General features: G+C 56.0%; 19 protein-coding genes. 13 read left to right on the top strand and 6 right to left on the bottom strand.

Annotated elements, in window-relative coordinates; all coding sequences use genetic code 11:
- Positions 1-187 precede the first annotated feature (187 nt).
- From CEE69_RS23705 to CEE69_RS23745, 7 genes are all read left to right on the top strand, one after another.
- Complete coding sequence (locus tag CEE69_RS23705) at positions 188-622, top strand: hypothetical protein (RefSeq protein WP_099263097.1); 435 nt, start codon at positions 188-190, stop codon at positions 620-622.
- A gap of 372 nt (positions 623-994) precedes the next feature.
- Complete coding sequence (locus CEE69_RS23715) at positions 995-1,240, top strand: hypothetical protein (RefSeq protein WP_099263099.1); 246 nt, start codon at positions 995-997, stop codon at positions 1,238-1,240.
- Between the two features lie 129 nt (positions 1,241-1,369).
- Complete coding sequence (locus CEE69_RS32160; RefSeq protein ID WP_143549323.1) at positions 1,370-1,906, top strand: hypothetical protein; 537 nt, start codon at positions 1,370-1,372, stop codon at positions 1,904-1,906.
- 912 nt (positions 1,907-2,818) lie between these two features.
- Positions 2,819-3,298, top strand: coding sequence for a hypothetical protein (locus tag CEE69_RS23730; RefSeq protein ID WP_390180001.1), 480 nt, complete (start codon positions 2,819-2,821; stop codon positions 3,296-3,298).
- Entirely contained in the window at positions 3,288-3,740 is a 453-nt protein-coding gene (locus tag CEE69_RS23735; RefSeq protein WP_099263101.1) for a MarR family winged helix-turn-helix transcriptional regulator, read from the top strand. The genes CEE69_RS23730 and CEE69_RS23735 overlap by 11 nt, the downstream gene beginning before the upstream one ends.
- Positions 3,741-3,880: 140 nt before the next feature.
- Positions 3,881-5,422 carry an efflux RND transporter periplasmic adaptor subunit gene (locus CEE69_RS23740; protein WP_233215566.1) on the top strand — a complete coding sequence of 514 codons (1,542 nt, stop codon included), beginning with the start codon at positions 3,881-3,883 and terminating at the stop codon, positions 5,420-5,422.
- A complete protein-coding gene (locus tag CEE69_RS23745; protein ID WP_099263102.1) occupies positions 5,415-8,522 on the top strand; it encodes an efflux RND transporter permease subunit in 3,108 nt (1,035 codons plus the stop codon). The genes CEE69_RS23740 and CEE69_RS23745 overlap by 8 nt, the downstream gene beginning before the upstream one ends.
- Before the next feature lie 320 nt (positions 8,523-8,842).
- Here CEE69_RS23745 and CEE69_RS23755 read toward each other — a convergent pair whose 3' ends face one another.
- Positions 8,843-9,292, bottom strand: a complete 450-nt coding sequence (locus CEE69_RS23755) for a cytochrome c oxidase assembly factor 1 family protein (RefSeq protein WP_233215567.1) — start codon at positions 9,290-9,292, stop codon at positions 8,843-8,845.
- Positions 9,293-9,786: 494 nt separating this feature from the next.
- Here CEE69_RS23755 and CEE69_RS23765 point away from each other — a divergent pair, with 494 nt between their 5' ends.
- On the top strand, positions 9,787-10,947 hold the full coding sequence (locus CEE69_RS23765; protein WP_099263105.1) for a hypothetical protein: 1,161 nt from the start codon (positions 9,787-9,789) through the stop codon (positions 10,945-10,947).
- Positions 10,948-11,008: 61 nt separating this feature from the next.
- Here the strand turns inward: CEE69_RS23765 and CEE69_RS23770 are convergent, their stop codons facing one another.
- Both CEE69_RS23770 and CEE69_RS23775 read right to left on the bottom strand, forming a co-directional pair.
- Positions 11,009-12,346, bottom strand: coding sequence for an ATPase, T2SS/T4P/T4SS family (locus CEE69_RS23770; RefSeq protein WP_099263106.1), 1,338 nt, complete (start codon positions 12,344-12,346; stop codon positions 11,009-11,011).
- Entirely contained in the window at positions 12,347-13,549 is a 1,203-nt protein-coding gene (locus CEE69_RS23775) for a type IV pilus twitching motility protein PilT (RefSeq protein WP_099263107.1), read from the bottom strand. It abuts the gene before it with no gap.
- A 261-nt stretch (positions 13,550-13,810) separates the two neighbouring features.
- On the opposite strand from CEE69_RS23775, the gene CEE69_RS23780 reads away from it, so the two are divergent.
- A complete protein-coding gene (locus CEE69_RS23780; protein WP_099263176.1) occupies positions 13,811-15,082 on the top strand; it encodes a thymidine phosphorylase in 1,272 nt (423 codons plus the stop codon).
- 10 nt (positions 15,083-15,092) lie between these two features.
- Here CEE69_RS23780 and CEE69_RS23785 read toward each other — a convergent pair whose 3' ends face one another.
- The gene (locus CEE69_RS23785) at positions 15,093-16,313 is read right to left on the bottom strand and encodes a tetratricopeptide repeat protein (protein ID WP_143549324.1); all 1,221 of its coding nucleotides are present in this window, start codon (positions 16,311-16,313) and stop codon (positions 15,093-15,095) included.
- Between the two features lie 98 nt (positions 16,314-16,411).
- On the bottom strand, positions 16,412-18,031 hold the full coding sequence (locus CEE69_RS23790) for an FG-GAP repeat domain-containing protein (RefSeq protein ID WP_099263109.1): 1,620 nt from the start codon (positions 18,029-18,031) through the stop codon (positions 16,412-16,414).
- Positions 18,032-18,306: 275 nt separating this feature from the next.
- On the opposite strand from CEE69_RS23790, the gene CEE69_RS23795 reads away from it, so the two are divergent.
- The 4 genes from CEE69_RS23795 (at position 18,307) to CEE69_RS23810 (ending at position 23,745) form a co-directional block, all read left to right on the top strand.
- Positions 18,307-19,758, top strand: coding sequence for a sulfatase family protein (locus CEE69_RS23795; RefSeq protein ID WP_233215568.1), 1,452 nt, complete (start codon positions 18,307-18,309; stop codon positions 19,756-19,758).
- Between the two features lie 108 nt (positions 19,759-19,866).
- Positions 19,867-20,412 carry a cysteine hydrolase family protein gene (locus CEE69_RS23800; RefSeq protein WP_099263110.1) on the top strand — a complete coding sequence of 182 codons (546 nt, stop codon included), beginning with the start codon at positions 19,867-19,869 and terminating at the stop codon, positions 20,410-20,412.
- 84 nt (positions 20,413-20,496) lie between these two features.
- Positions 20,497-22,158, top strand: coding sequence for a DUF1559 domain-containing protein (locus CEE69_RS23805; RefSeq protein ID WP_233215569.1), 1,662 nt, complete (start codon positions 20,497-20,499; stop codon positions 22,156-22,158).
- A gap of 153 nt (positions 22,159-22,311) precedes the next feature.
- Positions 22,312-23,745, top strand: coding sequence for a DUF1559 domain-containing protein (locus CEE69_RS23810; protein ID WP_099263111.1), 1,434 nt, complete (start codon positions 22,312-22,314; stop codon positions 23,743-23,745).
- A gap of 10 nt (positions 23,746-23,755) precedes the next feature.
- Here the strand turns inward: CEE69_RS23810 and CEE69_RS23815 are convergent, their stop codons facing one another.
- On the bottom strand, positions 23,756-24,751 hold the full coding sequence (locus tag CEE69_RS23815; RefSeq protein WP_099263112.1) for a DnaJ C-terminal domain-containing protein: 996 nt from the start codon (positions 24,749-24,751) through the stop codon (positions 23,756-23,758).
- Positions 24,752-24,859 lie beyond the last annotated feature (108 nt).

The raw sequence follows: 24,859 nt of genomic DNA on the forward strand, positions 1-24,859 counted from the left end.
AGCTCCTCCTGAAAGGTTGCTTCCAACAATCCGTCACGCGTCCGTTCCACCACCAAACCGAAACCGCCGCGTTAGCGGCTTACTTGAACCAGACGATGCACGCGAGTCGCCGAGTTGATTTCATTGAAGTGGTGAATCGTTCACGGCGACCACGTGATCGTTAACGTTATCCGATTGAGCGAAGACCGTGCCAATCAAACGAACATTCACGCTGCGTTCTCTTGCTCTGTTGATAGTCGCTTCGGCTGTGGTGTGTGTCGCATTGCTCCCAACAAATAACGCTAACCGATTTTGCAATAGCTTTCACAGAGAACTTGACAACAACCATCTTGCTTGGCTCGATCATGAACTCCAAGCACAAATTCTAAACGAGACCGATCGGTTGCAACTTGCTCCGGACACCTGCTGTTTCTATGAAGCTCATTTGGAGCCAGCGACCATTTCCGATTTAGTTCGCTTTCGGCGACGAATTCGGATCGAACATGGTGGTAACTGGGCCATCCGACAACCGCGTAAAGGAGACACAGCGGATCGCACCGAAGATGACGTCTTCGATGACCTGCTCTATGATCGCTTAAACGTCTTGATTGGCGTAACACCGTATGGTTTCAAAGTGATCTGATCCGCGATCGTCTTTGCTGCAATCACGACGGCGGATAACAACGCCGTGAACCGGAGGCGCGTGTCAAGCGTTTTGGCAAATACTAAAATCTCTCGACGCGACCCGGTTACGGCCAGCGTTATGTCGCTAAGCCCCCGAACCGAACACCGCTGCAAAAGGAAACTCGATGACCATCGTAATGAGTCCATGTCCGACGTGTGACAAACCGACCCATCACAAGTCGGCGGGTGTCGATTCCAAGCAAACCGAACCTGATGGTCGCGTCTATCAAGCCATGGATTGCGCGATTTGCGGAACATCGACAAAGGTCTACTTCACTGAAGGCACTAACGAGTTTCAGGAGAACTTAGACACTCCAAACGATTCTGACGCATGAAAGATCATTTCTACTACAAAACGCGTGTCGGTACATTCTGGATCAAACCGCAGCCCCAGTCGCCGGGGCGATTCTGGCTCGGCATTGATGACACCGCGCTTGGCTCGTATGCCTCGGCAATGATGGCTGCCGATGATATGTACATGCATGCCACAGGGTGGGACGACTGGGATTCACTTGATGGCACTGTCGATGGACCCACCGATCTAACTGAATGGCATCGCGGAATTCCTGATCTGTGATTCCGCACGACAAACCCATTATCGCGACATAACCATCGCGTGCACACGGAGCGGCGGTGGCGCGTTTTCACAAACGGTTACCTGGTTTCCGCCGCCCGGTGACGCGTGACGTTATTTGACTGAAGATCCATGCTCGATTGGCTAAAACGCGTCTTTACGCAAACCACCGATCCGTTCGCGGATCTACCTCACCCTTGCCGGGTTTGGCTTTGTGTTGAAACTGCGTCGATCGCCATTCCGCTTTTTAGCAAGCACCGACCCGATGTTCCCAAGCGACAGCTTATTTACCTAAACGCTGCTCATCGCGAAATTCGCAAAGCCCTTGTAACGCCGAACCCACACCTAAAACGATTACGGCGTATTGAACGCAACGGCATCATGTTCGCTGGTCACGCCATCCGACACGGGTGCCCCCGGGCGTCTACAATTCCAAAACTGACCGGTTGGGCTGGGGCTGCACTTCTAAAAGGCGCAGAATCGTCTCAGAACTGCGTCGACGAATGCGCATCGCTTGCGTATGATGCAACGGTGAATTTTGAGTCGCCCGAAATCTGGGCTGCAATCATGGAGCGTGCGAACGAAATTCAGCATCTAGCGGCTACGCACAACTGGCTGGACGACTCTATCCTTCCGGAATCTCTAGTGTTAGCTCAAAATGGCAAATAACAATCGCGTGAACCGGAGAACGCGAGCCACGCGATCTGGCCGTTAGAAACTTTCTCGCGCGTTCCCGGTTACGCGTAGCGTTATTCGATTGACGAACGATCAAAGGGGACGGAGGTAAATTAGCCATACCACGGCACCAGAGAACTGCGGTAGCGTTCTTGCTAACGGATCGTTCGATGCTGCTAGTCAGCAACGTTCCGGTCTGGTTGAGTGGAACGAAGGTAAGTGCTGTCATGCAGAATCCGTCGCTCCGCTGCGATCCGGCCTGCGAAGGGGGGAACTGCTTGTGCCAATGTGGGGCGACGTGTCCGGAATGGCGGACTAGCGTTTGGCGAAGGCTCGTTTGAGTTCGTCGAGGCTGGTCAGTCCTCGCGCGACCGTGAGGACGGTTTCAGATTGGACGGGGCGGAAACCTTCGGATTTGGCGATTGCGGTCAACTGGCCGGCATCTTGAGACTAGGCCAATGCCGCTTTGAGTTGCGGGCCTGGTGTCAGCAGTTCGTACAGCCCGATGCGACCGTGGTAGCCTCGTGAGTTGCAGACGGGGCACGGTGTGATTGGCGCAGGCCGCCCGTCCCCTTTGATCTCGCCCTGTGCCGAGCCAAACCGATTGTCTGATCGGCCGACACTGTTGGCCGCCCGACCGCCTGGCATCTATCCAAATTGTGTGGCTCATCTTTCCCTTTCGCGAGCGGTATCACCGGGAGTGCCGTCGTTGACCGGGGTGTGCCTCACGGCCGTTCCATTGGGCGATTTCGTTTGACCGTCCGAGCCACGGGAATGTCCAGGTTGAACAAAACAGTTGACCCGCGGAAAAATGGCTGTATAGTGCAGGTAACTGTTTGTCTGCAACTCGACCGTGATGAGCGACGAGCCGATGCTTCCTTCTTCCAACTGCGGAGACTGATTCAGGTGATTCAACCAGAAACCCGCCGCGTTCGATTGCCTCGACTTGCGCTGGTCGTGCGGCTGTTGTTTGCTTTGTTCCTGTTTGGCAGCGGGATCATGACGATGAGTCTGGCCATGCGAGGTTTTCCGGCGGATAAGACGCCGGACGAGGTCGGACGATTCATGATCGCGTTGGAACAAACGGGCTACCTGATCTTTTGGGTCGGCTTTTTCAAGACGGTCACTGGCGCGTTGATGTTCGTGCCGCGAACGGCTCCGTTGGCGGTGCTGATGTCGCTGCCCTACGCGTTCAACATCCTGCTGTACGTGACGTTCTTTGCACATCAATTTCTGGTCGTGGGGATCCCTGACTTCGCCGCGTGTGCGCTGCTGATCTATTGCTACTTCGATTGGTACCGGCCGCTTTTCCAAGGCCCCACGCCACTCGAAAACGCGACGACGCCCGAAACCGAAAGTGCACCGGAGGCCGCAAATGCACTTTGACAGCGAATCAACGCCGGGATTCGCGATCGGTCGGGTCGCTTATCTGATGCGAACCCGGATGGCCGCGGTGCTCAAGCAGGCCGATTGGCCATTCACACCGGAAGAGACTCAGACCCTGGTCACGCTGGCCGATGTGGGCGAGCCGCTGAGCATGAGCGATTTGGCGTCGCGAATGGTTCGTGATCCGACGACCGTCAAGCGGCAGTTGGACCGATTGGTTGAACGCAAATTCATCAAGCGAAGTGTCTCGCCCAAGGATGCTCGGATCGTGATGGTTGGATTGACCGCTCGCGGCGAACAACAACTGCAAACCGTCCTGCCGTTGCTCGATGAGCTTCGCAAATGTGCCCTGCAAGGCATCACCAAAACACAGGTGACCGAGATACAGAAGGTGCTTCAGAAAATGCAATCCAACCTCGCGAACCACAAATTGAAAGACTGATCAAGTGGCTCCGAACAACTGCCTCTTCGCTGCACCCACGTGGTGTTCCCCCGACCTTTCTACCCCACCCCGCCTGGCCAATCGGATCGATCCCATTGCACTTGGCGACACGATGGATGCCCGAATGATGGAGACTCGCGTTGGCTGACAAAACTCCAAATAAGATCCTGCAAACGCTCAAGCGATTTGGCATGCGGTCACTGTTCATTCCGCCGTTGGTCGCGGGCATCTTCATCGCGATCTGGATCGTGGGGAACCGCCCGCAACCGCAACGGGAGGTCGCCGACGAAGCATCGCGAATGCTGCGTGTGATCGATGTTCCCGTGGTCGACGTCGTTCCAAGCGTCGTCGGCTACGGCACCGCTACGCCCGGCCAAACGTGGCAAGCCGTCGCTGAGGTGGACGGCCGAATCGTCGAGGTCCATCCGGAACTGGAATCGGGATCGTTCGTCAACAAAGACCAGTTGCTGCTAAGGATTGATCCGACCGAATACGAGTACGCGGTCGCACAATTGGAAGCCGAGATCAAACAGGCCCAAGCGTTGATCGACGAGCTGACGCGGACCGAAGAAAACTTGAAAGCCTCGTTGGCGATCGAACGCGAGGCGTTGACGGTCACTCAGCGGGAGATGGAACGGTTGCGACAACTGGCATCGCGTAGTGCCACGTCACAATCGGAATTGGACGCACAGCAACGATCTGTCTTTACCCAGCAACAACGCCTGCAGGACCAGACCAGCGCGTTGAACTTGTTGCCCGCGCAGAAACAAAGCCAAGAAGCCAACCTGGCACTCAAGCAAGCCCAGTTGGCTCAGGCACACTTGGACCTCAAGCACACCGAGATCCGTGCTCCGTTTCACTGCCGAATCGGCACAGTCACGCTGGACGTCGACCAGTACGTCGGCACGGGGCAAGACTTGTTCGAGGCTTACAACATCGATTTGGTCGAAGTCGAAGCCCAGGCTCCGATGAGTGAGGTGCGGCGGCTGATTCAAAACGAATCGCAAACGGCCTCGCTAGAAGAATTTTCGATGCAGCGTGTGCGTGATGTCTTCAACGTCCGCGCCGTGGTCGAGATGGCATCGTCGGATATCCCTGCCCGCTGGGAAGCCCGGTTCATGCGAGTCCGTGAATCGCTGGACCTGCAAACTCGCAGCCTGAGCATGGTGGTCGGTGTTGACGATCCGTATGAACAAGTCATTCCCGGTATCCGTCCACCGTTGCTGCAGGGCACGTATTGCCGCGTCACCTTGATCGGGCAAGCTCGACCGAACCAAGTCATCATTCCGCGACACACGGTTCACGACAGTCATGTTTATGTGTTGGACGACGAACAACGTTTAAGAAAGCAGCCGGTGGATGTCGCGTTCGTGCAAGGAGAGTTTGCCGTCATCCGCAGCGGGCTGACCGGAGGCGAGAAGTTGATTGTTTCCGATCCAGCGCCAGCCGTTGAGGGGATGTTGATCGATCCGGTTGCCGACGACGAACTGCTCGATCGAGTGGTCACCGACGCCAGTGGTGTCGTTGCTGTTTCGTCGACGCCATCTTCAGAGTCACGTAGGACGGACTTCCAAGTCCGTCCATCTGCCGAACAGGAAATGCTTGACGGACTTGGAAGTCCATCTTACCCAAAGGATCCCAAGGGAAAGCAGCCCGTAGAAGTTGGAGGCAGCGATGATTGATCAGTTCGCTCGCCACCCAACGCTGGCCAATCTGTTGATGCTGTTGTTCATCATCGCGGGCGTGTTTGCGCTTCCCAAACTCGAACGTGAGACCTTTCCCGAGTTCACCGCAACAGAAATCCAAATTCAAATCTTGTATCGCGGCGCGACGGCAGAGGAAGTCGAAGAGGCGGTTTGCCAACGGGTCGAAGACGCGATCGACGGCGTCGAAAACGTTAAAGAAGTCCGCTCCGATGCCCAGGAAGGCGTTGCCGTGATCACGGTCGAAATGCGGGACGGTGCCGACATTTCGATCTTCCAAGACGACATCGAATCCGAAGTCGAAGCGATCACGGAGTTTCCGGTCGACGTCGAAGATCCCGTGATCACGCAACTTGGACGCACCGAAGCGGTGATGGTTCTGCTGGTCAACGGCCCGATGGAGACGGGCGACTTGAAGATCTACTGCGAAGACCTGAAGGACCGCTTGCAACAGGTGCCGCAAGTATCGCTGGTCGCACTGAGCGGATTTTCCGATCGCCAACTTCGCGTCGAGCTGTCCGAAGAAGCCTTGCGACGTTACAGCCTGACCGCGTCCGAAGTGGCCCGAGTGATCGCACGACAAGGCATCGACATTCCAGCCGGTGCGTTGGAAACACGTGACAACGAAGTCCTGTTGCGTTTCGTTGAACAGCGTCGCACGCCGGAGGAGCTGGAAGACTTGATCATCAAAGGCACGCGTGGCGGAGCTGAGCTTCGCTTGCGTGACCTCGGCCAAGTCGTCGATTTGTTCGAAGACGAGGAAGTCAAAAGCTTGCTGGGCGACGAGCGGGCTGGCGTGCTGAGGATTGAAAAGACGAAAACGCAAGACGCGATCCGCGTGACCACGGCGGTCAACGAATTCTTGGAAGCCGAACGCGAACGTCAACCGAACGTGAACATCGCCGTCGTCAACGACATGTCGACGCTGATCAGCGATCGTTTGCAGTTGGTGCTCAAGAACGCGGTGCAGGGAATCATCCTGGTGTTCTTCACGCTGTGGATGTTCTTCAACCTGCGAATGTCGTTTTGGGTGGTGATGAGCCTGCCGGTATCATTCCTTGGCGCGTTGTTCTTGATGCCCACGTTTGGGCTGACTATCAACATGATCACGCTGACGGCAATGCTGCTGGCGACTGGAATTCTGATGGACGACGGGATCGTCATCGCTGAAAACGTCGCCAGGCATCTGAGTCTCGGCAAACCGGCGATGCAGGCCGCCGTCGATGGCGTCAAAGAAGTCGCTGGCGGTGTTGTTTCATCGTTCCTGACCACGATTTGTGTGCTCGGTCCGCTCGCGTCGCTGGCCGGTTTCATCGGGAAAGTGCTGCAGGTCATCCCGATCGTGTTGATCCTGGTGCTGGCGGTCAGTTTGATCGAAGCGTTCATCATCTTGCCTGCTCACCTGGGTCACTCGCTGGGGCATTCCGGCTTGGAAAGGTCCGGGCGAATGCGTGGAGCGATCGACACCGCGTTGAATTGGCTGCGTGAATCGGTGATGGGGCGGTGCGTCGATGCGGCGATCCGTTGGCGTTACCTGTTTCTCGGAAGCATGGCCGGTTTGTTCGTGGCCTCGTTGGCGTTGGTCGTCAGCGGGATCGTTCCCTTTCAAGGCTTTCCCACGACGGAAGGCGAAATCGTCGAAGCCCGCATTTTGTTGCCGCAAGGCACGCCGATCGAACGCACTGAAAAGATTGTCCAGCGGATCACGGCGGGACTGGACAAAGTCAATCAACACTTCACGCCGGATCAACCCGACGGTCGCGAGCTGGTTGAAACGGTTCAGGTTCAATTCGGGACCAACGCGGACGCGTTCGAATCGGGGTCGCACGTGGCAACGATCACGGCCGATTTATTGAGCCCCGAAAATCGATCGACGCGGATCGACGCCGTGGTTCAGGCATGGCGTGAAGAGGTCGGTAACTTGCCCGATGTGATCAGTGTCACGTACGGCGAATCCGCCTTTGGCCCGGCGGGTCGACCGATCGAAATCCGCTTTCAAAGCGACAGTCTTCACGATGCCAAAGCGGCCGCGCAACAGGGCTTGGCGTTCTTTGACCAGTACCAAGGCGTTTACAACCTGACCGATGACTTGCGGCCGGGGAAACAAGAGTATCGCATCCGTTTGGATGAGGGCGCCGTGGGGCTGGGGTTGGATGTGACCACGATCGCCGATCAAGTTCGCGCGGCGTTCCAAGGCACGGTCGCCGATGAAATCCAAGTCGGCACGGAGGCGTATGAGATCGAGGCACGATTGAAAACGTCGGACCGAGACAGCCTCGCTGACTTTGCCGATTTTCATGTTGTCTTGGCCGATGGCAGCCGCGTGCCGTTGTCGGCGGTTGCCAAAGTCGACGTCGCAACGGGCTGGTCGCGGATCGCACGGCTGAATGGTCGCCGCACCGTGACATTGATCGGTGAAGTCGACACGCGGGTGGCCAACACGGCGGCGCTGATGGGGTTGTTTCGTCGCGAAGCGATCCCTGAAATTGAAGAGCAACATCCCAATGTCCGCATTCAGATCGAAGGTGAATCGCAAGAGTCAGCCGAAACGGGGAACTCGATGCTGCAAGCGTTCGTGTTGGGTTTGATCGGTGTGTTCGCAATTCTCAGCTATCAGTTTGAAAGCTGGACCGAACCGTTGATCGTGATGGCAGCGATCCCGATGGCGTTGATTGGCGTGATTTGGGGACACCTGATCACGGGCAACTCGCTATCGATCCCCAGCGTGCTCGGATTTGTGTCGCTGGCGGGTGTGGTCGTGAACGACTCGATCCTGTTGGTGTTGTTTCTGAAACAAGAACGCACGGAGGGAACAGACGTGATCGAGTCGGCACGACAAGCCAGCCGACTTCGCTTCCGCGCGATCCTGCTGACATCGGCCACCACGATTGCCGGCTTGATGCCGCTGTTGTTCGAAACCAGTCGCCAAGCCCAGGTGTTGATCCCGCTGGCCGTCAGCGTGTGCTTCGGCATGCTTGCATCGACGGTCCTCGTGCTGATCGCCCTCCCCGCCGCCTACGTGGTCCTGGCCGACCTTGGTTTAGTGGCCAAGGTGGACAAGCCAGACTCCCACACGTAGCAGAGTCTCTCCGAGACTCTGAATCACAAAACGCCATCTTTCAAAGCCCACCGACTTCCGCAAAGAGAAGCGTCGCGCGATGTTATGTGTCCAACCGCAATTCCATCAGCCGATCGGCGTTAGCCGCGGTTTCGTAATACACACTTCCAAGGGGACGGTGACATGGAACGCCTAGCAATCCAAGAGGAAAAACCTGCACCGCCTTGCGGAGCGCGGTAGGTAGTGGACGAGGCGACGAGTCCTCGATGCACAAATCACGCAAGAGGATTCCTTGCGTCATCCACTACGATTCAATCCAAAAGCCACGCTGCAGTGGAGTGCTAGTCGACCAACAAGTCGATCGTCGTCCCGTCAGCGGTGGTGGCGTCCATTCTGCTGTAGTCCCAGCTTCCATCGGCTTTGGTTCCGATCACATGAACCGTCGCTGATCCGTTTGGTCCGCTCACCGAATAGTTCAAATCCGCGTCGCCGTCATCATTATTGAGTTGGATGTTTCCTTGGACCAGTGCCGAAGGCTCGATCGGTTCTCCGATCATGGTCTGCAATTCCACGTTGGATTGGGCTTTGGCGAGAGATTCGGTGTACGGTTCACTCGATTTGATCATCGCGAAGACACCGAAGACCCCGGTTCCAATCAAACCGCCGCAAACCAACAAAGCGACCAAGCAACCACCGCCCAAGCCAAGCAGGATACAGCCTGTGTTGGACCTCTTGGGTTCGGTGTACGCAGGTTGAGGTTGGAAAGGATCGGAGACTGGCGATTGAGACATCGGTCGACTGCAAAGAGGACGAGGATACGGGCTGTCAGACTGATAGGTTGATCCATTGTCCCATCGGGGCGCGCAAAAGCAAAAGGAACGACGACCTTCCGACTAACCTCTTCACGCAACATAGCCGAGAGGAAAAGAAGTGGGATAGGCTTCCAGCCTTTTACTACCCCACATCTCGAAACACCAAAGATTAGTGTCCAATCAGAGTGGATTAGTGTTCCGCCGGAGCGGTCAATGGAACACTAATCTCCGCTGATCGAACACTAATGGTTCTTGGACAACGGATGTTTGGCTTCGAACCGCTTGTATTCGCAACACACGCCGTCGGATGGTGCCACCCACCAAACCTTGGATGGCGTCGGATTGCCCTCGGATGGTGCCACCCACCAAACGTTGACTCTCGGATGGTGCCACCCACCAAACGTTGACTCTCGAGTGCCGCTGCGTAGGATCCAGTTGTCTTTTCAGTCGGATTCGAGATAGAGAGCACAGCCATGCCGCGGCCTCAGCGATGTGAACAGTTTGATTCCGGTGAAGTTGGGATCGTGCATGTCGTGCAGCGATGTGTCCGCCGAGCCTTTTTGGCTGGTGTCGATCACGCAACCGGCAAGGATTTCTCGTTTCGCAAAGAATGGATTCGACGGCGGATGGAGGCCCTGGCGTCGGTGTTCGCCGTCGACGTTCTTTCGTACGCGGTGATGAGCAACCACATGCATCAGATCCTCCGTAATCGGCCGGATGTTTGTGCTCAGTGGAGCAACGAAGAGGTGGCGATTCGCTGGCTGCGAGTCTTCCCCGGCCGACGTCTCGAAGAACACTTGGCCGAACCCACTGAAAACGACGTTCAGATGCTGGTTCGAGATAAGGAGCGATTGGCTGAAGTTCGCCGCCGCCTGTCCGACATCTCTTGGTTCATGAGAGCCCTGGCCGAACCGATTGCCCGGATGGCCAACAAACAAGACGAATGCACCGGCCGGTTTTGGGAAGGTCGCTTCAAATCCCAACGAATTGTCGATGAAGCAGGCTTGCTCGCGTGCAGCATGTACGTCGACCTGAATCCAGTTCGAGCGGCCATGTCCACCACGCCCGAGACCAGCCCCCACACCAGTGCCTACGACCGGATCGAAGCTTCCAAAGGAGAGCGAATCCCATCAGCCGCGTTTGATCTAAAACCGATCCCCACGGAAGAAGCCGGACGCGAAATTCGAGAGACGCCCGTCGAAGTCCTCCAGGAAAAACGCAAGGCAAAGCGACGCAATCCAACGGGCAAACGCATTCGTCGCGACGGATGGCTCAGCCCGCTGACGTTGAGCAAAACAACGCTTTCAGCAGAACCGGAAGTCCACACGAAAGGCATTCGCAGCAGTGACCGTGGGTTTCTCAGTATTCGCTGGAGCGACTACAAGCGGTTGCTGGACTGGACAGCGGCGCAGTCCGTCGCCGGTCAAGTTGCCGAGCTACCCAAGCGTCTGGCTCGAACGCTCTCGGAGGTCGGCATTGAGGCATCGATGTGGCGTGACCTGGTATGGGACTGGCAAAAGTACTTCGGCAAGACCAGCTGTGTAGGCCGTCCGGAATCAATGAAAGCCGACGCGGAACGAAACGGCCACAGACACCACCGAGGTCAAGCTCAAGCCTCGGCTTGTTTTGGCTGAGCGAACGGGGCTCATGTCTCTTTCAAGCTTTGAAAGAATGGGTGAGCTCCGCGACCATTTCTCAGCGTTTGGCGAAGGCTCGTTTGAGTTCGTCGAGGCTGGTCAGTCCGCGGGCGACCGTGAGGACGGCTTCGGATTGGACGGGGCGGAAACCTTCGGATTTGGCGATTGCGGTCAACTGGCCGGCATCCTGAGACTTGGCCAATGCTGCTTTGAGTTGCGGGCCTGGTGTCAGCAGTTCGTACAGCCCGATGCGACCGTGGTAGCCTCGTGAATTGCAGACGGGGCACGGTGTGATTGGCGCAGGCCGCCCGTTCTCGTCGACTTGCTGTTCGATCGGCGGTGGAATGAACGGCTTGTAAAGCAGAGGAACTCGACCTGCGGGGATGCCCAGTTGAGCGAGCAGCTTTGGAGGCGGTTCAAACCCGACTTTACAGTTGTCGCACAGGCGACGGACCAACCGTTGATGGATCACGCAGCCGAGGTTGTCAGCGATCAAGCTTCGGCACTCAGGGTATCGTCCAAGGAACGTGAGCAAGGCGGGCATGGCACTTTCGGCCGCCATCCGGTGGATGACTTGTCGGTCGGCCGCGACGACTTGTTCCAACGCAACCTTCAGTGATTCAGGCTGCGGCGGGTTGGGGAACATCAACACGTCCGGTTCGCGAAGAACCATTCGGTTGACCATCTCGAGTTCGGTTTTCCCCGTGTCTCCACCAAACAAGTTGGGCGAGATGTTGATGATCTCGGGTTCGGGTGATTCCGCAGGTTCGAACGATTGGAAGTCACGGACCAATCGGTCGGCGGCGCTGATGGCGACGTTCCAGAAAGTCGAAACACCTTCGCTTTTCTTGGCCGTGATGAGGACGATATTGCCCGAACCGTTCAGTTTTTCTTTGAACTGTTCGATCATTTTGTCCCGCATGCCGAGGTCGCCCAATTTCTTGAACGGCATCTCTTCGGCTTCCAGACGGCAGATCACACGTTCGCCCGTGGGCACGCCTTGTGATTGGACGTTGAATTGGTACTTGTCCTTGACCAATTTGACTCGCATGCCGCCTTTTTGGCTGCCGCGACGATCGGCTGGGTTCATCAGGCACAGTTGCTTCAGTGCGTACAGCATCGCGTCGCCGCTTTCGCGATCCAGCGGCGGAAGCTGTTCCCAGGCCCCATCGATTTGATAGCGAATCGCACAAGCGGACTTGGAAAAGTCCATCAGGATGTGCGTGGCTCGCGAGGAAATCGCATGCGAAATCTGGCCGCCGGCGATGGCATAGCCTGCGCCTTGGCGGGTGCTGATCAGCAACGCCTGCAGTTCGTTGTTGTCTTTGATCCGAGGAACAAATTCAACGGGAGCGACGGTTTGCCAGAGTTGTACTTCTTCGTTGGATTTGGCCACTTACAGAATTCCTGGTGCTTTCACGTCGATGCCCTTGAGCGCCATCTTCAGCGCGTCCTTGTTCGGTGCGACTGCGAAGGCGGTCGGCCGATCAATCAATTCGTCGTCGATCAATTGTTTCAAACTCATGGTGAAGTCTTGCATGCCGTCTTCGGCACCGATGCGAATCGCGTCGGGTAGTTTGTTGTCGTGGCCCTCGAGGACCAGTTTGCGAATCATCGGCGAGAATGTCATCACTTCGCAAGTTGGCACTCGCGAGACGCCCGGCTTGATGCTCTTGAGCAGTTTCTGGGCGACGATGCCTTTCATGTTGAAGGCGATGGCGCTGCGGATTGCCCCGTGCATTTCTTCGGGGAACAAGTCCAGAATCCGGCCGATGCAGGTTGATGCACTCGCGGCGTGGATCGTTCCGAAAACCAAGTGACCCGTTTCGGCGGCGTGAATCGCCGTCATGAACGTTTCTTCGTCACGAAGCTCACCGACCAGAATGATGTCGGGGTCTTCCCGCACCGCGTGCTTCATACCGACCGAAAAGTTGACCACATCTTGGCCGACTTCTCGTTGGTTGATCAGCGACTTGTCTTCCGTGAAGATAAATTCGATCGGGTCTTCGAGCGTCAGAATGTGTTTGCGGTAGATGCTGTTGATGTAGTTCAGCATCGAACCGATCGTCGTACTTTTTCCTGAACCCGTGACCCCGGCGAGCAACACCATGCCTTGGTCATAGTGGCACAGGTTTTCGATCGAATCGGGCAGGAACAGACCGCGGAAATCGGGAATGAAGTTGCTGATTCGACGAGCGACCAAACCGATGTTGCCGAGCGATTTCAGCATGTTGATCCGGAATCGCCAGCGGACGTCGTCGACTTCGCACTGATATGAAAAGTCAGCCCCGCCTTCTTCTTCAAAGATGATCAGGTTGCGTTCGTCCATCATCGGGAGCAGCAGCCGCACCATTTCTTCGGCTTCGATGGGGCCCCGATTCAGCGGTTTGAGTTCACCGCCGACCCGCACCAAAGGGGGTTGGCCGACTTTCAGGTGAAGGTCAGAACCCTCGAGTTTGACGAGAGCCCGAAAGATCTTGTCGACTTCCAGTTCCTTTTTTTCCTGCAGCAAACTGCTTTTCAACCGCGCCGCGACCGCATCGGGCGACATGTCGCGGGGGGGGCCTGCGGGAACGGGTTTCGCTGCGCCGTGTGCCATACGTTTTGCTCTCGCGTGACCGGGAAACGTTCGCCCAATCGGCGAAATTTCCCGTGAATCGGAGGAAGGAGGAAAAGAATCTTCAGGTTGAACCCGGGCCCTAGCTTAGTCGATCGCGGCCAATTGTCGAAAGCCAAGCCAGATGTTTGTAGGATGTCAGACGGTGGTTTTCCACCGGGCCTTGGTGCATCGCCTTCACGGCCCGTGCTCGCCCCGTTTGACTCTCTTTTCCTCCCTAGTCTTTCGCAAGGCAAGTGCTCGATGCTGACCGCCAATTTGATCCGCACCAAACGGGACGGAGGGGTGTTGGATGCCGCACAATGGCGTTTTCTGATCGAGGGCTACTGCGGCGGCGAGGTCACGGATTACCAAATGTCGGCTTTGGCGATGGCGATCTTCTTTCAAGGTTTGGATCGCCGTGAAACGGCGGAGCTGACCCGCTGCATGGTCGACAGTGGTGAACGTCTGCCTCGCGTCAACGATCGGCCGCGAGTCGACAAGCACAGCACCGGCGGGCTGGGTGACAAAGTCTCGCTGATCCTGGCTCCGTTGCTCGCGTGCTGCGACGTGGATGTGCCGATGATCAGCGGCCGCGGCCTCGGGCGAACCGGTGGGACACTCGACAAATTGGAAGCCATCGAGGGCTACCAAACTCAGCTGAGCACCGATCAATCCAGCCGAGTCCTGAAAGAGGTGGGATGCTTCATCGTGGGAGCGACCGAGTCGATTGCGCCGGCGGACCGTCGGTTGTACGGCCTGCGAGATGTCACCGGCACGGTCGAATCCGTCGGTCTGATCACGGCTAGCATCCTCAGCAAAAAGCTGGCAGCCAATTTGGATGCATTGGTGATGGATGTGAAAGTCGGGTCGGCGGGCTTCATGCCGACAATCCAGCAGGCAACCGAATTGGCGGACTCACTGCAAGAAGTCGGCGCGGAAGCGGGCTTGCCGACCATCCCTGTTTTGTCCGACATGGATCAGCCACTTGGACGAGCCATCGGAAACGCGAACGAGGTCAATGAATCACTCGACGTGCTTCGTGGTGGCGGACCGGAGGAAGTGCGAGCGTTGACGTTGCGATTGTCGGCGGAGTTGTTGGTGGCAACGAAGCAGTCCAGCGATTTGCACGCGGCCGAGAAGCTGCTGGCAAGCAAACTGGAATCCGGCGAAGCGATGGAGCGGTTCGAGCGAATGGTGCACGAACAAGGCGGCAAGCTTTCCGGTCATTTGCCGCTGGGCAAACAAAGCTCCACTGTGGCGGAGCGTTCCGGGTGGGTCGAATCGATCGACTGCCCCGCGATCGGTGATGCGATCATTGCGATGGGCGGAGGCCGCCGCAAGACAACCGATCCGGTGGAACCAGGCGTTGGAATGGACTTGCACGTTCGGGTTGGAGATCACGTCGAAGTGGGCCAGCCACTATGGACCGTGTATGAAGGTCCAACCGCTTGTCCGCCGATTACCCCCATTCGACTCTCAGAATCGAATGTCCCGGCTCGCCCCTTGATCCTGCAAAGAAAATCCGCTGACTGATTCATTGTCGTCAGTTGCTGTATCGGGCCGCTTGTTCAAAGTTGCCGGAGTTCTCAAAGAACTTTCGGTAGCCAAGACGCACACGAGGTGATCGAGGCTGCAACGAAGCCGCCATATCCAACCATGGTTTGGCATCGTCCCATTTGAACCGCAAGTAGGCTTCCGCCAATTGCATGTAGAACTCAGGATCAGGCGGGCGATTGCCCCGCTTACGCTCTGCTTCCAAAAGCTGGTTCAGTTGTCGGCGGGCCTGCAAGTACTTGGTGATCCACTGATTGGCCTGTGAAACGTTGCCTCGAAGGGTCTCGCCAGTGGCCATCAGATAGTTCAGCGAGATGTCTTCGGGGAAACGATCTAGAATTGGTTGCAGCGTTTCCAGAATCTTATCGCCGTGCCCGTGCAACGCGTGCATGTTGGCGAGCGAATAGCGAATTGCAAAGTCTTCGTCGAACGACGTAAGCAAGCTTTTGAACTGGAGTTCGGCTTCATCGATTCGTCCCTGCTCTTGCAAGACCAACGCACGAATGAATCGGGAGGCATGAAGTTGTTCGCCGTTGATCGAAACACGGTCGCCTGATGGAACGTGCGGCGAAAGCGATTGGATGACGGATTCGAAACCAGCCAAGGCGGCGTCGAAATTTCGCTGCGCGTAATGGTGCTGGGCCAGCAGAAAGCGAGCCGAGATGTGCTCAGGGTTTTCTAAGACGCCATGACTCAACAATTTGCCGGTTTGATCCGCGTCTTTGTATTCTTGCGAGATTAAAGACGCGGTGACGTTGGCAGATGCATCGTGAGGATCCAACTCCTGCCATGCTTCGATGATTTCGGTTGCTTCGTCAAAGTCGCCTTGAACGATGTGCCCCATCGCGATCGCAGCCAGGTCATCTGTTGTGAAGTTTGGGTCCCTGAATTGATCGGCTCGCGAATCCAGTTGTCCACTTTGCCACTTCAATCGCGATTTCATGGCGGAAGCGATCGAAGGGTCAGCTCCGAAGTTTTCAGCTATGACGATCGCCGCCATTGCTTCTTCCCCATACCCCTGCTCTGCCAAGATGCGTGCCTTGGCCAAGTTCACATTGGCGGTCGATGCCCACCATCGTTGGGCAGATTCCAATGATTCAGTTGCCGCCGCGTAGTTTGTATTGCGCAGGTGTGTCTCATAGCGATACCAGTGCCATCGGGACGGCACGGCCAACGCGACTCCCAAACCAAGAATGCAAACAAGAACCATGAGGGCCATTGGTTTTCGGACCCACGAGCTCGACGATGAGCCCTTCACTTCCGCTGCGGAGTCGTTCGCTTTGACGCGGCTTTTTCGTTTGCGAACGCTCAATTGCTAGGTCCCCTCGCCGCGTCTCCTTGATTGATCCAAACGACCAAAGGTTGCACGGCACCAAACGCCATAACCGATTGCGGGACCAACAGATCATCATATCCATCGCCATTCCAATCCACGACTTCCAAGGTCGCCGCTTGGCAGCGATTCATTTCCAAGGTGTGCCGTTGGAAGTTGAATGTTGAATCTTCCGATGTGTTGCCTTCGTTCTCAAACCAAACCAAACCGTCGAACGAATCCGCTGGATAGCGTGCGATTTCCTGGTTGCCCAGCCAGGACGTGGCCGCAATGTCCAAATCACCATCGTGATCGAAGTCAGCAGCTGACGCGTGGTAACAACCCGGCATGGTTCCCACATCGTGTCGCTTCAGCGGATAAGACCCTTCGTTTTCGAGCCACCATACGCCGTGGTAGGGCTTGGCCAATGAATCATCAAATGTGTCGCCATTGGTCGCCAAAACATCCCAATCACCATCTTGATCGAAGTCAACGATTTGCATGCTGCTGGAACCGTAGGCCGGGTTGGACGCCTGATGCAGCACGATCGTCTCGTATGTTCCGTCGCCTAGGTTGCGATGGAACTGGATCGCTTCGTAGTGCTGAGTCAGGAGCGTGAGAAAGTCCTCCTCTCCATCCCCATCGAAGTCCAACACTTCAATCGTGATGATGCCAGGTCGCTCGTCGAGTGTCCGCCACTCAAACTGCGGGACGCCTGTTTCGGCATCGACGCCTTGGTTCAAGCCCAGATGCAATCCACCTTCGAAGTGCAAACCAAAATCGCCGACCAAGATGTCTTGATCCCCATCGCTGTCGAAATCGATCGGTCGAGCGTCTGCGACGCGTGACATGGCGAGTCGCAGGGGGATTCGCTCGTATTCAGATGCCAAATGCCCGGTGGTATGCAGCCGCAGCCACCAAACGTTGCCTTCGTGTTCGGTTTGCGGGTTGTGAGTTCCGAGATCGGCGACCAAGAAATCGGTTATCCCATCACCATCCAAATCTGATTCCGCCACGCGGGATGCGTGTGCGACAGAAGCCAACAGATCGACGTTGATTTGATCGATCCTCGGTTGCTCCGCAGAAAACTGTGCGACGGTGCCTGTCCACATGTCCGTGAGTGCAATCGTTGGATTTCCAACGCGATCCGGCAGTCTCAAAAGACTGGACACGGCGCTGATCGCTGGATTTCTCGGCCAATCGATGACATGTCGTTCAAAACGAATGTCCATTGAACGCTCAGGAATGGGCATGTCCCATTTCTCAGGCGAAGTGTCGCGGTAGTAGGCCAGCGTTGCGTCGCGATCTGGCGGAACCAAATCATCTCGAAGCGATTCGCGGTACAAACGAAATCCTTGATCCACTTCTTCTTCCCAGTGATCCCATTCAAAGATCCCAGGGTCGGGTGAGTCGTGACAATCGCCGCAAAATGCTCGAATCGATTCGGCATCGGTTGGTCGCGAGTCTGCTTGGCTGGCGATCAGGCGTTCAATCAGCTCTGGATTGACGCTGCTACCCGAATTGCATCCGACCAATCCAAACGCTGCTGCGGTCGACAGAGCTGCCGCCAAAAAAAAATGGAACGATTGGGAAGATTTTTGGGAGGAAGGTCGCATGGATCGGAGCAAAGTCCTGGAAACGTTCGGTTCGAATGCCGCAAGGCAGATCACCTATCTTAGCGTCTCTGAGAAACATGACAGTAGCAATGGTTGATCGCTTGACTGGGTCGCACGAGTTACTCTCATGGGACATCATTTTGTCACCGAACATCGCAGACGGTTTTTCTATGCTCGCTTCACCATTCAATCGCCGTTCGTCCAATCTGCGATCCCGAATCTCAACAGGGATCATTTTGGTCCGAGCTGCGGTGACTTTGGGCATTTGCTGTCTCGTGAGCGACGCGTCTTTGGTATTGGCGGCGAACCCGCTGATGAACGTGTTGATCATTCAAACCGATGAGCACAACTTCCGTACTTTGGGGTGTTACCGCGACACGTTGCCGATGGAAGGGGCCGAAATTTGGGGCGAAGGTGCCGTTGTAGAAACTCCCAACATCGATTCCATCGCAGCGCGCGGAGCCATCTGCACATCGTTCTATGCAACGTCGCCGGTTTGCACTCCGTCTCGAGCGGCTTTCTTCACAGGGCGGTACCCGCAGAACACGGGCGCTTACCAAAACGACCGCCCTCTTCGCGGCGACATGGTGACGTTCGCTGAAGTCTTGCGTCAGGCTGGGTACGCGACCGGCTATGCGGGCAAGTGGCATTTGGATGGTCCCGGGAAACCTCAGTGGGGACCCGATCGAAAGTTTGGTTTCTCAGACAATCGATACATGTTCAACCGAGGGCACTGGAAGAAGTTCGATTTCGAAGGCGGTCAGCCGGTCGTGGCCGCGACGAGCAAGAAGGGGCAACCGAACTACAACTTGGCCGGCGCCGACGAGAAGACATTCAGCACGGATTGGTTGTGCGATCGAGCTGCCGATTTTGTACGGGAGCATGCGGCGGAACCGTTCTGCTATCACTTGTCGCTGCCGGATCCGCACGGACCCAACACCGTTCGTGAACCCTACGACACCATGTTCGAGAACATGGCCGTTCGACCACCGACGACGTTCCAGCTCGAGGGGGAACAACCGGGGTGGTTGCCAGCGACCAACCGGAAAGTGGAGCAACAGTTCAACGCTCGGTTGATGACGCAGTACTTTGGAATGGTGCGTTGCATTGACGACAACGTGGGGATGCTTTTGGATCTCTTGGGTGAACTGAATTTGACTGAGAATACCGTGGTGGTGTTCACCTCGGACCATGGCGACCTGTGTTACGAACACGGAAGATTGAACAAGGGCAATCCTTACGAGGGCAGTGCAAAGGTGCCGATGATCATCGCCGCGCCGAGTCTCGTCCCGGCGGGATTGCAAATCGACCAAGCGATGGGCACGGTAGATTTCTCACCCACGTTGCTGTCGTTGCTGCAGCAAGAACTGCCGGAGGGAACGCAGGGCCGCGACCTTTCAGAATGGTTTCGAAAGGCGGAACCGGATGACAAAGAGCTTCCTGGAAACAGCGTCACGTTTCTGCGAGCTGCTTCGAGCAAGGCGGCTTGGGTCGCGGCGGTGACGGATCGCTACAAGCTGATTGTTTCGGCGAGCGATCGACCTTGGCTGTTTGATTTGGAAAAGGACCCACACGAAACCGAGAATCACATTGGCAGACCAGAGAACCAAACGGTCGCCGCGAGGTTGGCGCGATCGATGTTGCAGTACGGCGACCTGATGAAAGACCCGCAACTGACTGAGGGCAAACTGCGAGAGGATCTGTTGAATTTGCAGATTCGCCCCTGAAGTCAGATTCGCGAAACGCGAAAGTTTGCATTCGAGCGTCTGAAGTGCCATGATCATCCTCAGGGTGTATTCGCACTCCCCCTTTTCTGGTTTCTCAAAGGCAGACGAATGAAGCGAGCTTTGTTGGTGATCGATGTCCAGCGTGAATACTTCGATGGCGCGTTCCCCATTCGACATCCCGTCGGACATTTGGAATCGATCTTGGAAGTCATGGATCAGGCCCGGGATGCCAAGGTACCGACAGCGGTGATTCGACATCACCAACCCGATCCGGACTCGCCCGTTTTTTGCAAAGGCAGCGAGATGTGGCAATTGCATCCGGAGGTGGAGTCTCGGCACCGAGACGCTTTGATTGACAAGGCTTTGCCGGGTTCGTTTACCAACACTGACCTCGAGGATTTCTTGAAATCCAACGACATCGACACGGTCAGTATCGCGGGCTACATGACGCAAGTTTGTTGCGACACAACGGCTCGACAAGCCTTTCACCGCGGGTACCAGGTCGAGTTTTTAAGTGATGCAACCGGTACGTTGGATGTGTCCAACAAAGCCGGCTCGGTGACTGCGGAGCAACTGCATGAGTCGATCTTGGTGGCCCAGCAAATGTTCATTAGTGATGTAATCGATCGAGGTGAATGGTCTTCACGTTTGTAGATAGATAGGCGTGTTCCGTTTGGGATCGTAGCGTTTCCAACACGAACGTCTTGCTCGGATTTCTTTTTAGGTCGGGATGAAGTCATGAGAAAGAGTCACTCCACGAAAATGGTTGATGTCGTTGCGATTTGCGTGGCATCGATGGTGGGTTTGGTGTTGTTGGCTGGTTTTGTCCCTCGTATGCGGCAAAACGCGAGGAGGTCGACGTGTGAGATGAATTTCAAGCAGTTGGGTCTGGCACTGCACAATTATCGTTCGGCCTATCGAGTGATGCCGATGGGATGCGGCGGGACATCCTCCGGAAGTGCGGATGAGCCGACATTGGGCAACGCGAATCGTTTGAGTCCGCTGGTGGGTTTGACTCCATTCTTTGAACAACAACCGTTGTGGGAAAAAATTGCCAACCCATTGCGAGCCAATGGGGAGGTCTTCCCTGCGATGGGCCCGGTTCCATGGTTTGATCCCGAGAAGTACACACCTTGGAACGAACGGCCCGAGGTGTTGGTTTGTCCCGCCGATCCAACCGCAAAGGATTTTCCGACGGTTGCCAGTTACACCATCAACTATGGCGACGCGGTGATGAATGTGGGGGCATCTCCGCTAGAAGAAATGCCACCTTATGGTCGAACGCCGGGTGCTCTCAGAGGGGTGTTTGGCTATCAAATGGTCTTTCGTTTTCGCGATGTGCTGGATGGGTTGTCCAATACGTTGCTGATGAGCGAGGCTCGAATCGGCGGCGTGAGAGTCGCCAAAAACATCCCCGGACTGATCGAGCGACCGGCGGTTTGCATCGATGCTCACGAAGACGATCAAACCAAGTACTGGCCCGAGGGACGCGGTGCGTGTTGGGCCGACGGATCGTTGTTATCGATGGGTGTTCAAACCATTCTGCCACCCAATTCTCACTCGGCAACATCGGAGAAAGGTGAACTCGAGGGCGTGATGTCGGCGTCCAGTCTGCACGGCGAGGGAGCTCACGTGTTGATGGCAGATGGAGCCATTCGATTCGCGAGCAGTTCGATCGATGCGGGCGATCAAAAGTCTTCGACCGTTGCCGAAGGACACTTGGACAATGGCAAAACGCTTCCTCCAGGAAGCCCCAGTCCGTTTGGAGTTTGGGGAGCGATGGGAACGCGTGCGGCGCAGGACCGATTTGATCCCAGCGAGCTATCGGAACCCGTGGACACGTTTACGGAAAAGGAATTGGTAGAGTTTGCCGAGTTCGAACTGGAAACGTGGCATGCGGCAAAAGGCACCGGGAAGATTCAAGCTCGGCAAATCGATCTGACGGACAAAGGGGTTTTGGTTCTGATGTCCGAACGAGGTGACATTCGACGGTTGGGGTTGTCAAAATTCAGCAGCCAGGATGCCTACCGAGCGGTGACAACTCAGCGGCAACGCATGCAGGATAAGATGCGATTGTTGGCGGAACATTTGTCGGCGCAGCTTGATTTGTTGGAAGACAAACAGTTCGAAACCTTCGCTCGCCAGTGGATTGCATTCGAGGATGATCAGCAGAAGGAGAATCCTTCAACCATCGCGATGTTGGCGAGAATCTTGAAATCACAGCGAGACGCACTGATTACCCGTTACGATCAAGCACTTGCTCTCGTTAGCACGGCCTCGCCGGAGGTTCTGGGCAAATTGCAGAAGTCTTTAACGAATGGCAAAGGCTCCAATCGCGGCTTCCAATTCGATTTTTCGGAAGGCCATTGGAAGCTAGTCATCGACGGACAAATGAATTAACGCGGTGGACCGCAACCCATTCAGTTCATGCGCGCGATGATGATCGAAGGCGATCCTTTTGGCCCGAATTGAGTGAGCCGCAACGACGATGCCAAGCTTGAAACTTAGTCATCCCCGTGCGGATGCCGCCGCCTTTTCCTTTGGAGTTCTCCGATGAAGTCAAAGCTCACTCTCACAGATCTGATCATCGTCGGTGTGGTGGCGTCGGTCGGATTCAGTTTGTTGTTGCCGGCGGTTTTGCGACAGCGCGCCGCCGCTAGAAGCTTCCATTGCGCGACCAACCTGAAGACTTTGGGATTGGCGATGCACAACTATCACGCCGCCTTCAGACAATTGCCGCCAGGGTTGGGCGGGACGGTTGGCGGGGAAGATGACACATCCAATCAAGGTCGACTCGGTCCGACCGTCGCTCTGACACCGTTTCTGGATGAACAGGCACTGTGGGAGAAGATCGCGAATCCGTATGTGTCCCCTAAGACAGGAAAACAGTTTCCGGCGATGGGACCGGCGCCCTGGTACGATTCCGCAGAATACACGCCATGGTTGTCGGTATTTTCGACTTTGCGGTGCCCCGACGATACGAAAAAACAAGTAGAGGTGCCGGAAAGAGAACCGATTGTGGTGACGACTCTGGCGATGCCCGAGCTTCCGCGCGGCATGATTGGTTCAACAACGTTGTGCAACTATGTGTTTTGCTACGGCGATGGAACCTACTTGATGGGTGAGATGATCGACGTCAACGATGCCGATGTCGTAAGACGAGTGCGAGCTGGTATGCGGGGTGCATTCTGCGGGAATCAGCAGATGAAGTTTCGTGATTTCTTGGACGGGCTATCCAATACGATTGCGATGTCCGAAACGATCACTCCAGGCGAGAATGACGCGAAAGAGTCTCACATAGCCCAGGGGATCAAAGGTCTGAGCTTGAACCCTTCGCTGTGCTTGGAAGCACATGATGGTGAACATGCGGATTGGTGGAACGTCCGTCGGGGATCTCGTTGGGCCGATGGTGCCCTGGCGATCAGTGGATTTCAAACGGTGTTGCCACCCAATTCACCGACTTGTTTGTCGGATTTGGGGATGGAAGATCCGACCGCATCGGCGTCCAGTCGACACGTCGATGGTGTGCATGCTTTGATGCTGGACGGTCGCGTTGTCTATATCAGTGACAGCATTGATTGCGGAGACAGCACGCAGCCGGGAGTTTCCACCGGTGAGGACTATGCTCTTCCAGGATCTCAAAGCCCGTACGGGGTGTGGGGGGCGCTGGGAACTCGAGCTTCTAGAGAAGTGTTGCCGAACCCAAATCCTGATTTGGCGCCAGTTGAAACGGGACCCGTTGGAAATCAACGCCGCCGAGCTCAAGAGGGCATTCCTGGCAATAGCTGGGCGACATGGACCGATCGCGATGGCAAGCATCATTTGAAGGCCAAAATCAACCGCATCATCGATCGCGAAACGGTGGAACTGGAAGACAGCAAAGGCATCCTGCATCGGGTGCCTCTGAACACTCTGTCTGACCGTCACATCATCATGGCGGTGATGATGCACGAATCCCAATTGGAAGCAGCGTCCGCACCGAAGTGATCGAGACCGGTCAGAACTTCAGCGATTCACGTGGCTGCATGGGGTTGGCCTCGTCAAATTGCTCGATCAGTTTCGTGGATTCTTCGTCGATCGATTCAGGCAATTGGATCTGCAGCTCAACGATTAGATCGCCGTCGGTTCCCTTTGGATTGCGAACGCCCTGCCCCTTCAGTCGCAAACGTTTGCCGCTGGAACTGCCGGCGGGCACCGAGAGTGTGATCGTTCCCGCGGGAGTTGGCACATCGACTTTGGCACCCGAAACGGCTTCCGCGATGGTGATCGGGAGTTTGAGTTCCAAGTGGTTGCCGTTGCGTTTGTAGAATGGATGGTCATCGACCTGAATGACCAAAATCAAATCGCCAGCGCCACCGGAACCGGGATGGCCCTGTTCGCGCAATCGGATCTTGCTGCCCGAATTGACGCCGGGCGGAATCGTCACCGATAGCTTCTCTTGTTTGCCACCGCGAGCGAGATAGAACTCGACTTTGTCACCCAGCACCGCGGTGCGAAACGTGACAGACAGCTCGTGACGAATGTTTTGACCGCGTTGTGGCGGTGCGGATCGTTGACCACCACCAAACGGTGACCCCTGGCCGCCGCCGCGTGCGCCCCCGCCGAGAATCTGTTCGAAGAAGTCATTGAATCCGTTCTCGAATCCAGGTTGTCCTCCTCCTCCGCCACCACGACCGGCGGCGCCGAAGATTTGTTCCAAATCCAAACCGTCAAACGATGGGCCCGCTGATCCGCCGCCACCGCCGGCACCAGGATTCCAACCGCCGCGAATTTTTTCGAAGTCGGATCCGTAGCGATCGTAGGCCGCTCGTTTTTGTTCGTCGTTGAGGACTTCGTAGGCTTCCTGAACGCGTTTGAATTTTTCTTGCGCGTCAGGGTTATCGGGGTTCATGTCCGGATGGTACTTCCGGGCCAATTTGCGATAGGCTTTGGTCAGCTCAGCCTTCTCGGCGTCGCGAGAAACTCCCAGCGTTTGATACAGATCTTCAGCCACAGCGTGTCAATGATTTGGAAGGCAATTGTGTCATTTTGACAGGAACAGTCTTTTGTGGATTCACCATAGCAAACACCGAACCACAGACCGATGGGGGAATGGGTTGAA

It is taken from the genome of Rhodopirellula bahusiensis (assembly GCF_002727185.1).
GTDB classification, from domain to species: domain Bacteria; phylum Planctomycetota; class Planctomycetia; order Pirellulales; family Pirellulaceae; genus Rhodopirellula; species Rhodopirellula bahusiensis.

Bases quoted from the DNA above. Each gene is read 5' to 3' on its own strand.
- CEE69_RS23765 (WP_099263105.1), top strand. From the start codon at position 9,787: ATGCCGCGGCCTCAGCGATGTGAACAGTTTGATTCCGGTGAAGTTGGG.
- CEE69_RS32160 (WP_143549323.1), top strand. From the start codon at position 1,370: ATGCTCGATTGGCTAAAACGCGTCTTTACGCAAACCACCGATCCGTTC.
- CEE69_RS23745 (WP_099263102.1), top strand. From the start codon at position 5,415: ATGATTGATCAGTTCGCTCGCCACCCAACGCTGGCCAATCTGTTGATG.
- CEE69_RS23755 (WP_233215567.1), bottom strand. From the start codon at position 9,292: ATGTCTCAATCGCCAGTCTCCGATCCTTTCCAACCTCAACCTGCGTAC.
- CEE69_RS23715 (WP_099263099.1), top strand. From the start codon at position 995: ATGAAAGATCATTTCTACTACAAAACGCGTGTCGGTACATTCTGGATC.
- CEE69_RS23780 (WP_099263176.1), top strand. From the start codon at position 13,811: ATGCTGACCGCCAATTTGATCCGCACCAAACGGGACGGAGGGGTGTTG.
- CEE69_RS23805 (WP_233215569.1), top strand. From the start codon at position 20,497: ATGAGAAAGAGTCACTCCACGAAAATGGTTGATGTCGTTGCGATTTGC.
- CEE69_RS23800 (WP_099263110.1), top strand. From the start codon at position 19,867: ATGAAGCGAGCTTTGTTGGTGATCGATGTCCAGCGTGAATACTTCGAT.
- CEE69_RS23810 (WP_099263111.1), top strand. From the start codon at position 22,312: ATGAAGTCAAAGCTCACTCTCACAGATCTGATCATCGTCGGTGTGGTG.
- CEE69_RS23785 (WP_143549324.1), bottom strand. From the start codon at position 16,313: ATGGTTCTTGTTTGCATTCTTGGTTTGGGAGTCGCGTTGGCCGTGCCG.
- CEE69_RS23790 (WP_099263109.1), bottom strand. From the start codon at position 18,031: ATGCGACCTTCCTCCCAAAAATCTTCCCAATCGTTCCATTTTTTTTTG.
- CEE69_RS23735 (WP_099263101.1), top strand. From the start codon at position 3,288: ATGCACTTTGACAGCGAATCAACGCCGGGATTCGCGATCGGTCGGGTC.
- CEE69_RS23775 (WP_099263107.1), bottom strand. From the start codon at position 13,549: ATGGCACACGGCGCAGCGAAACCCGTTCCCGCAGGCCCCCCCCGCGAC.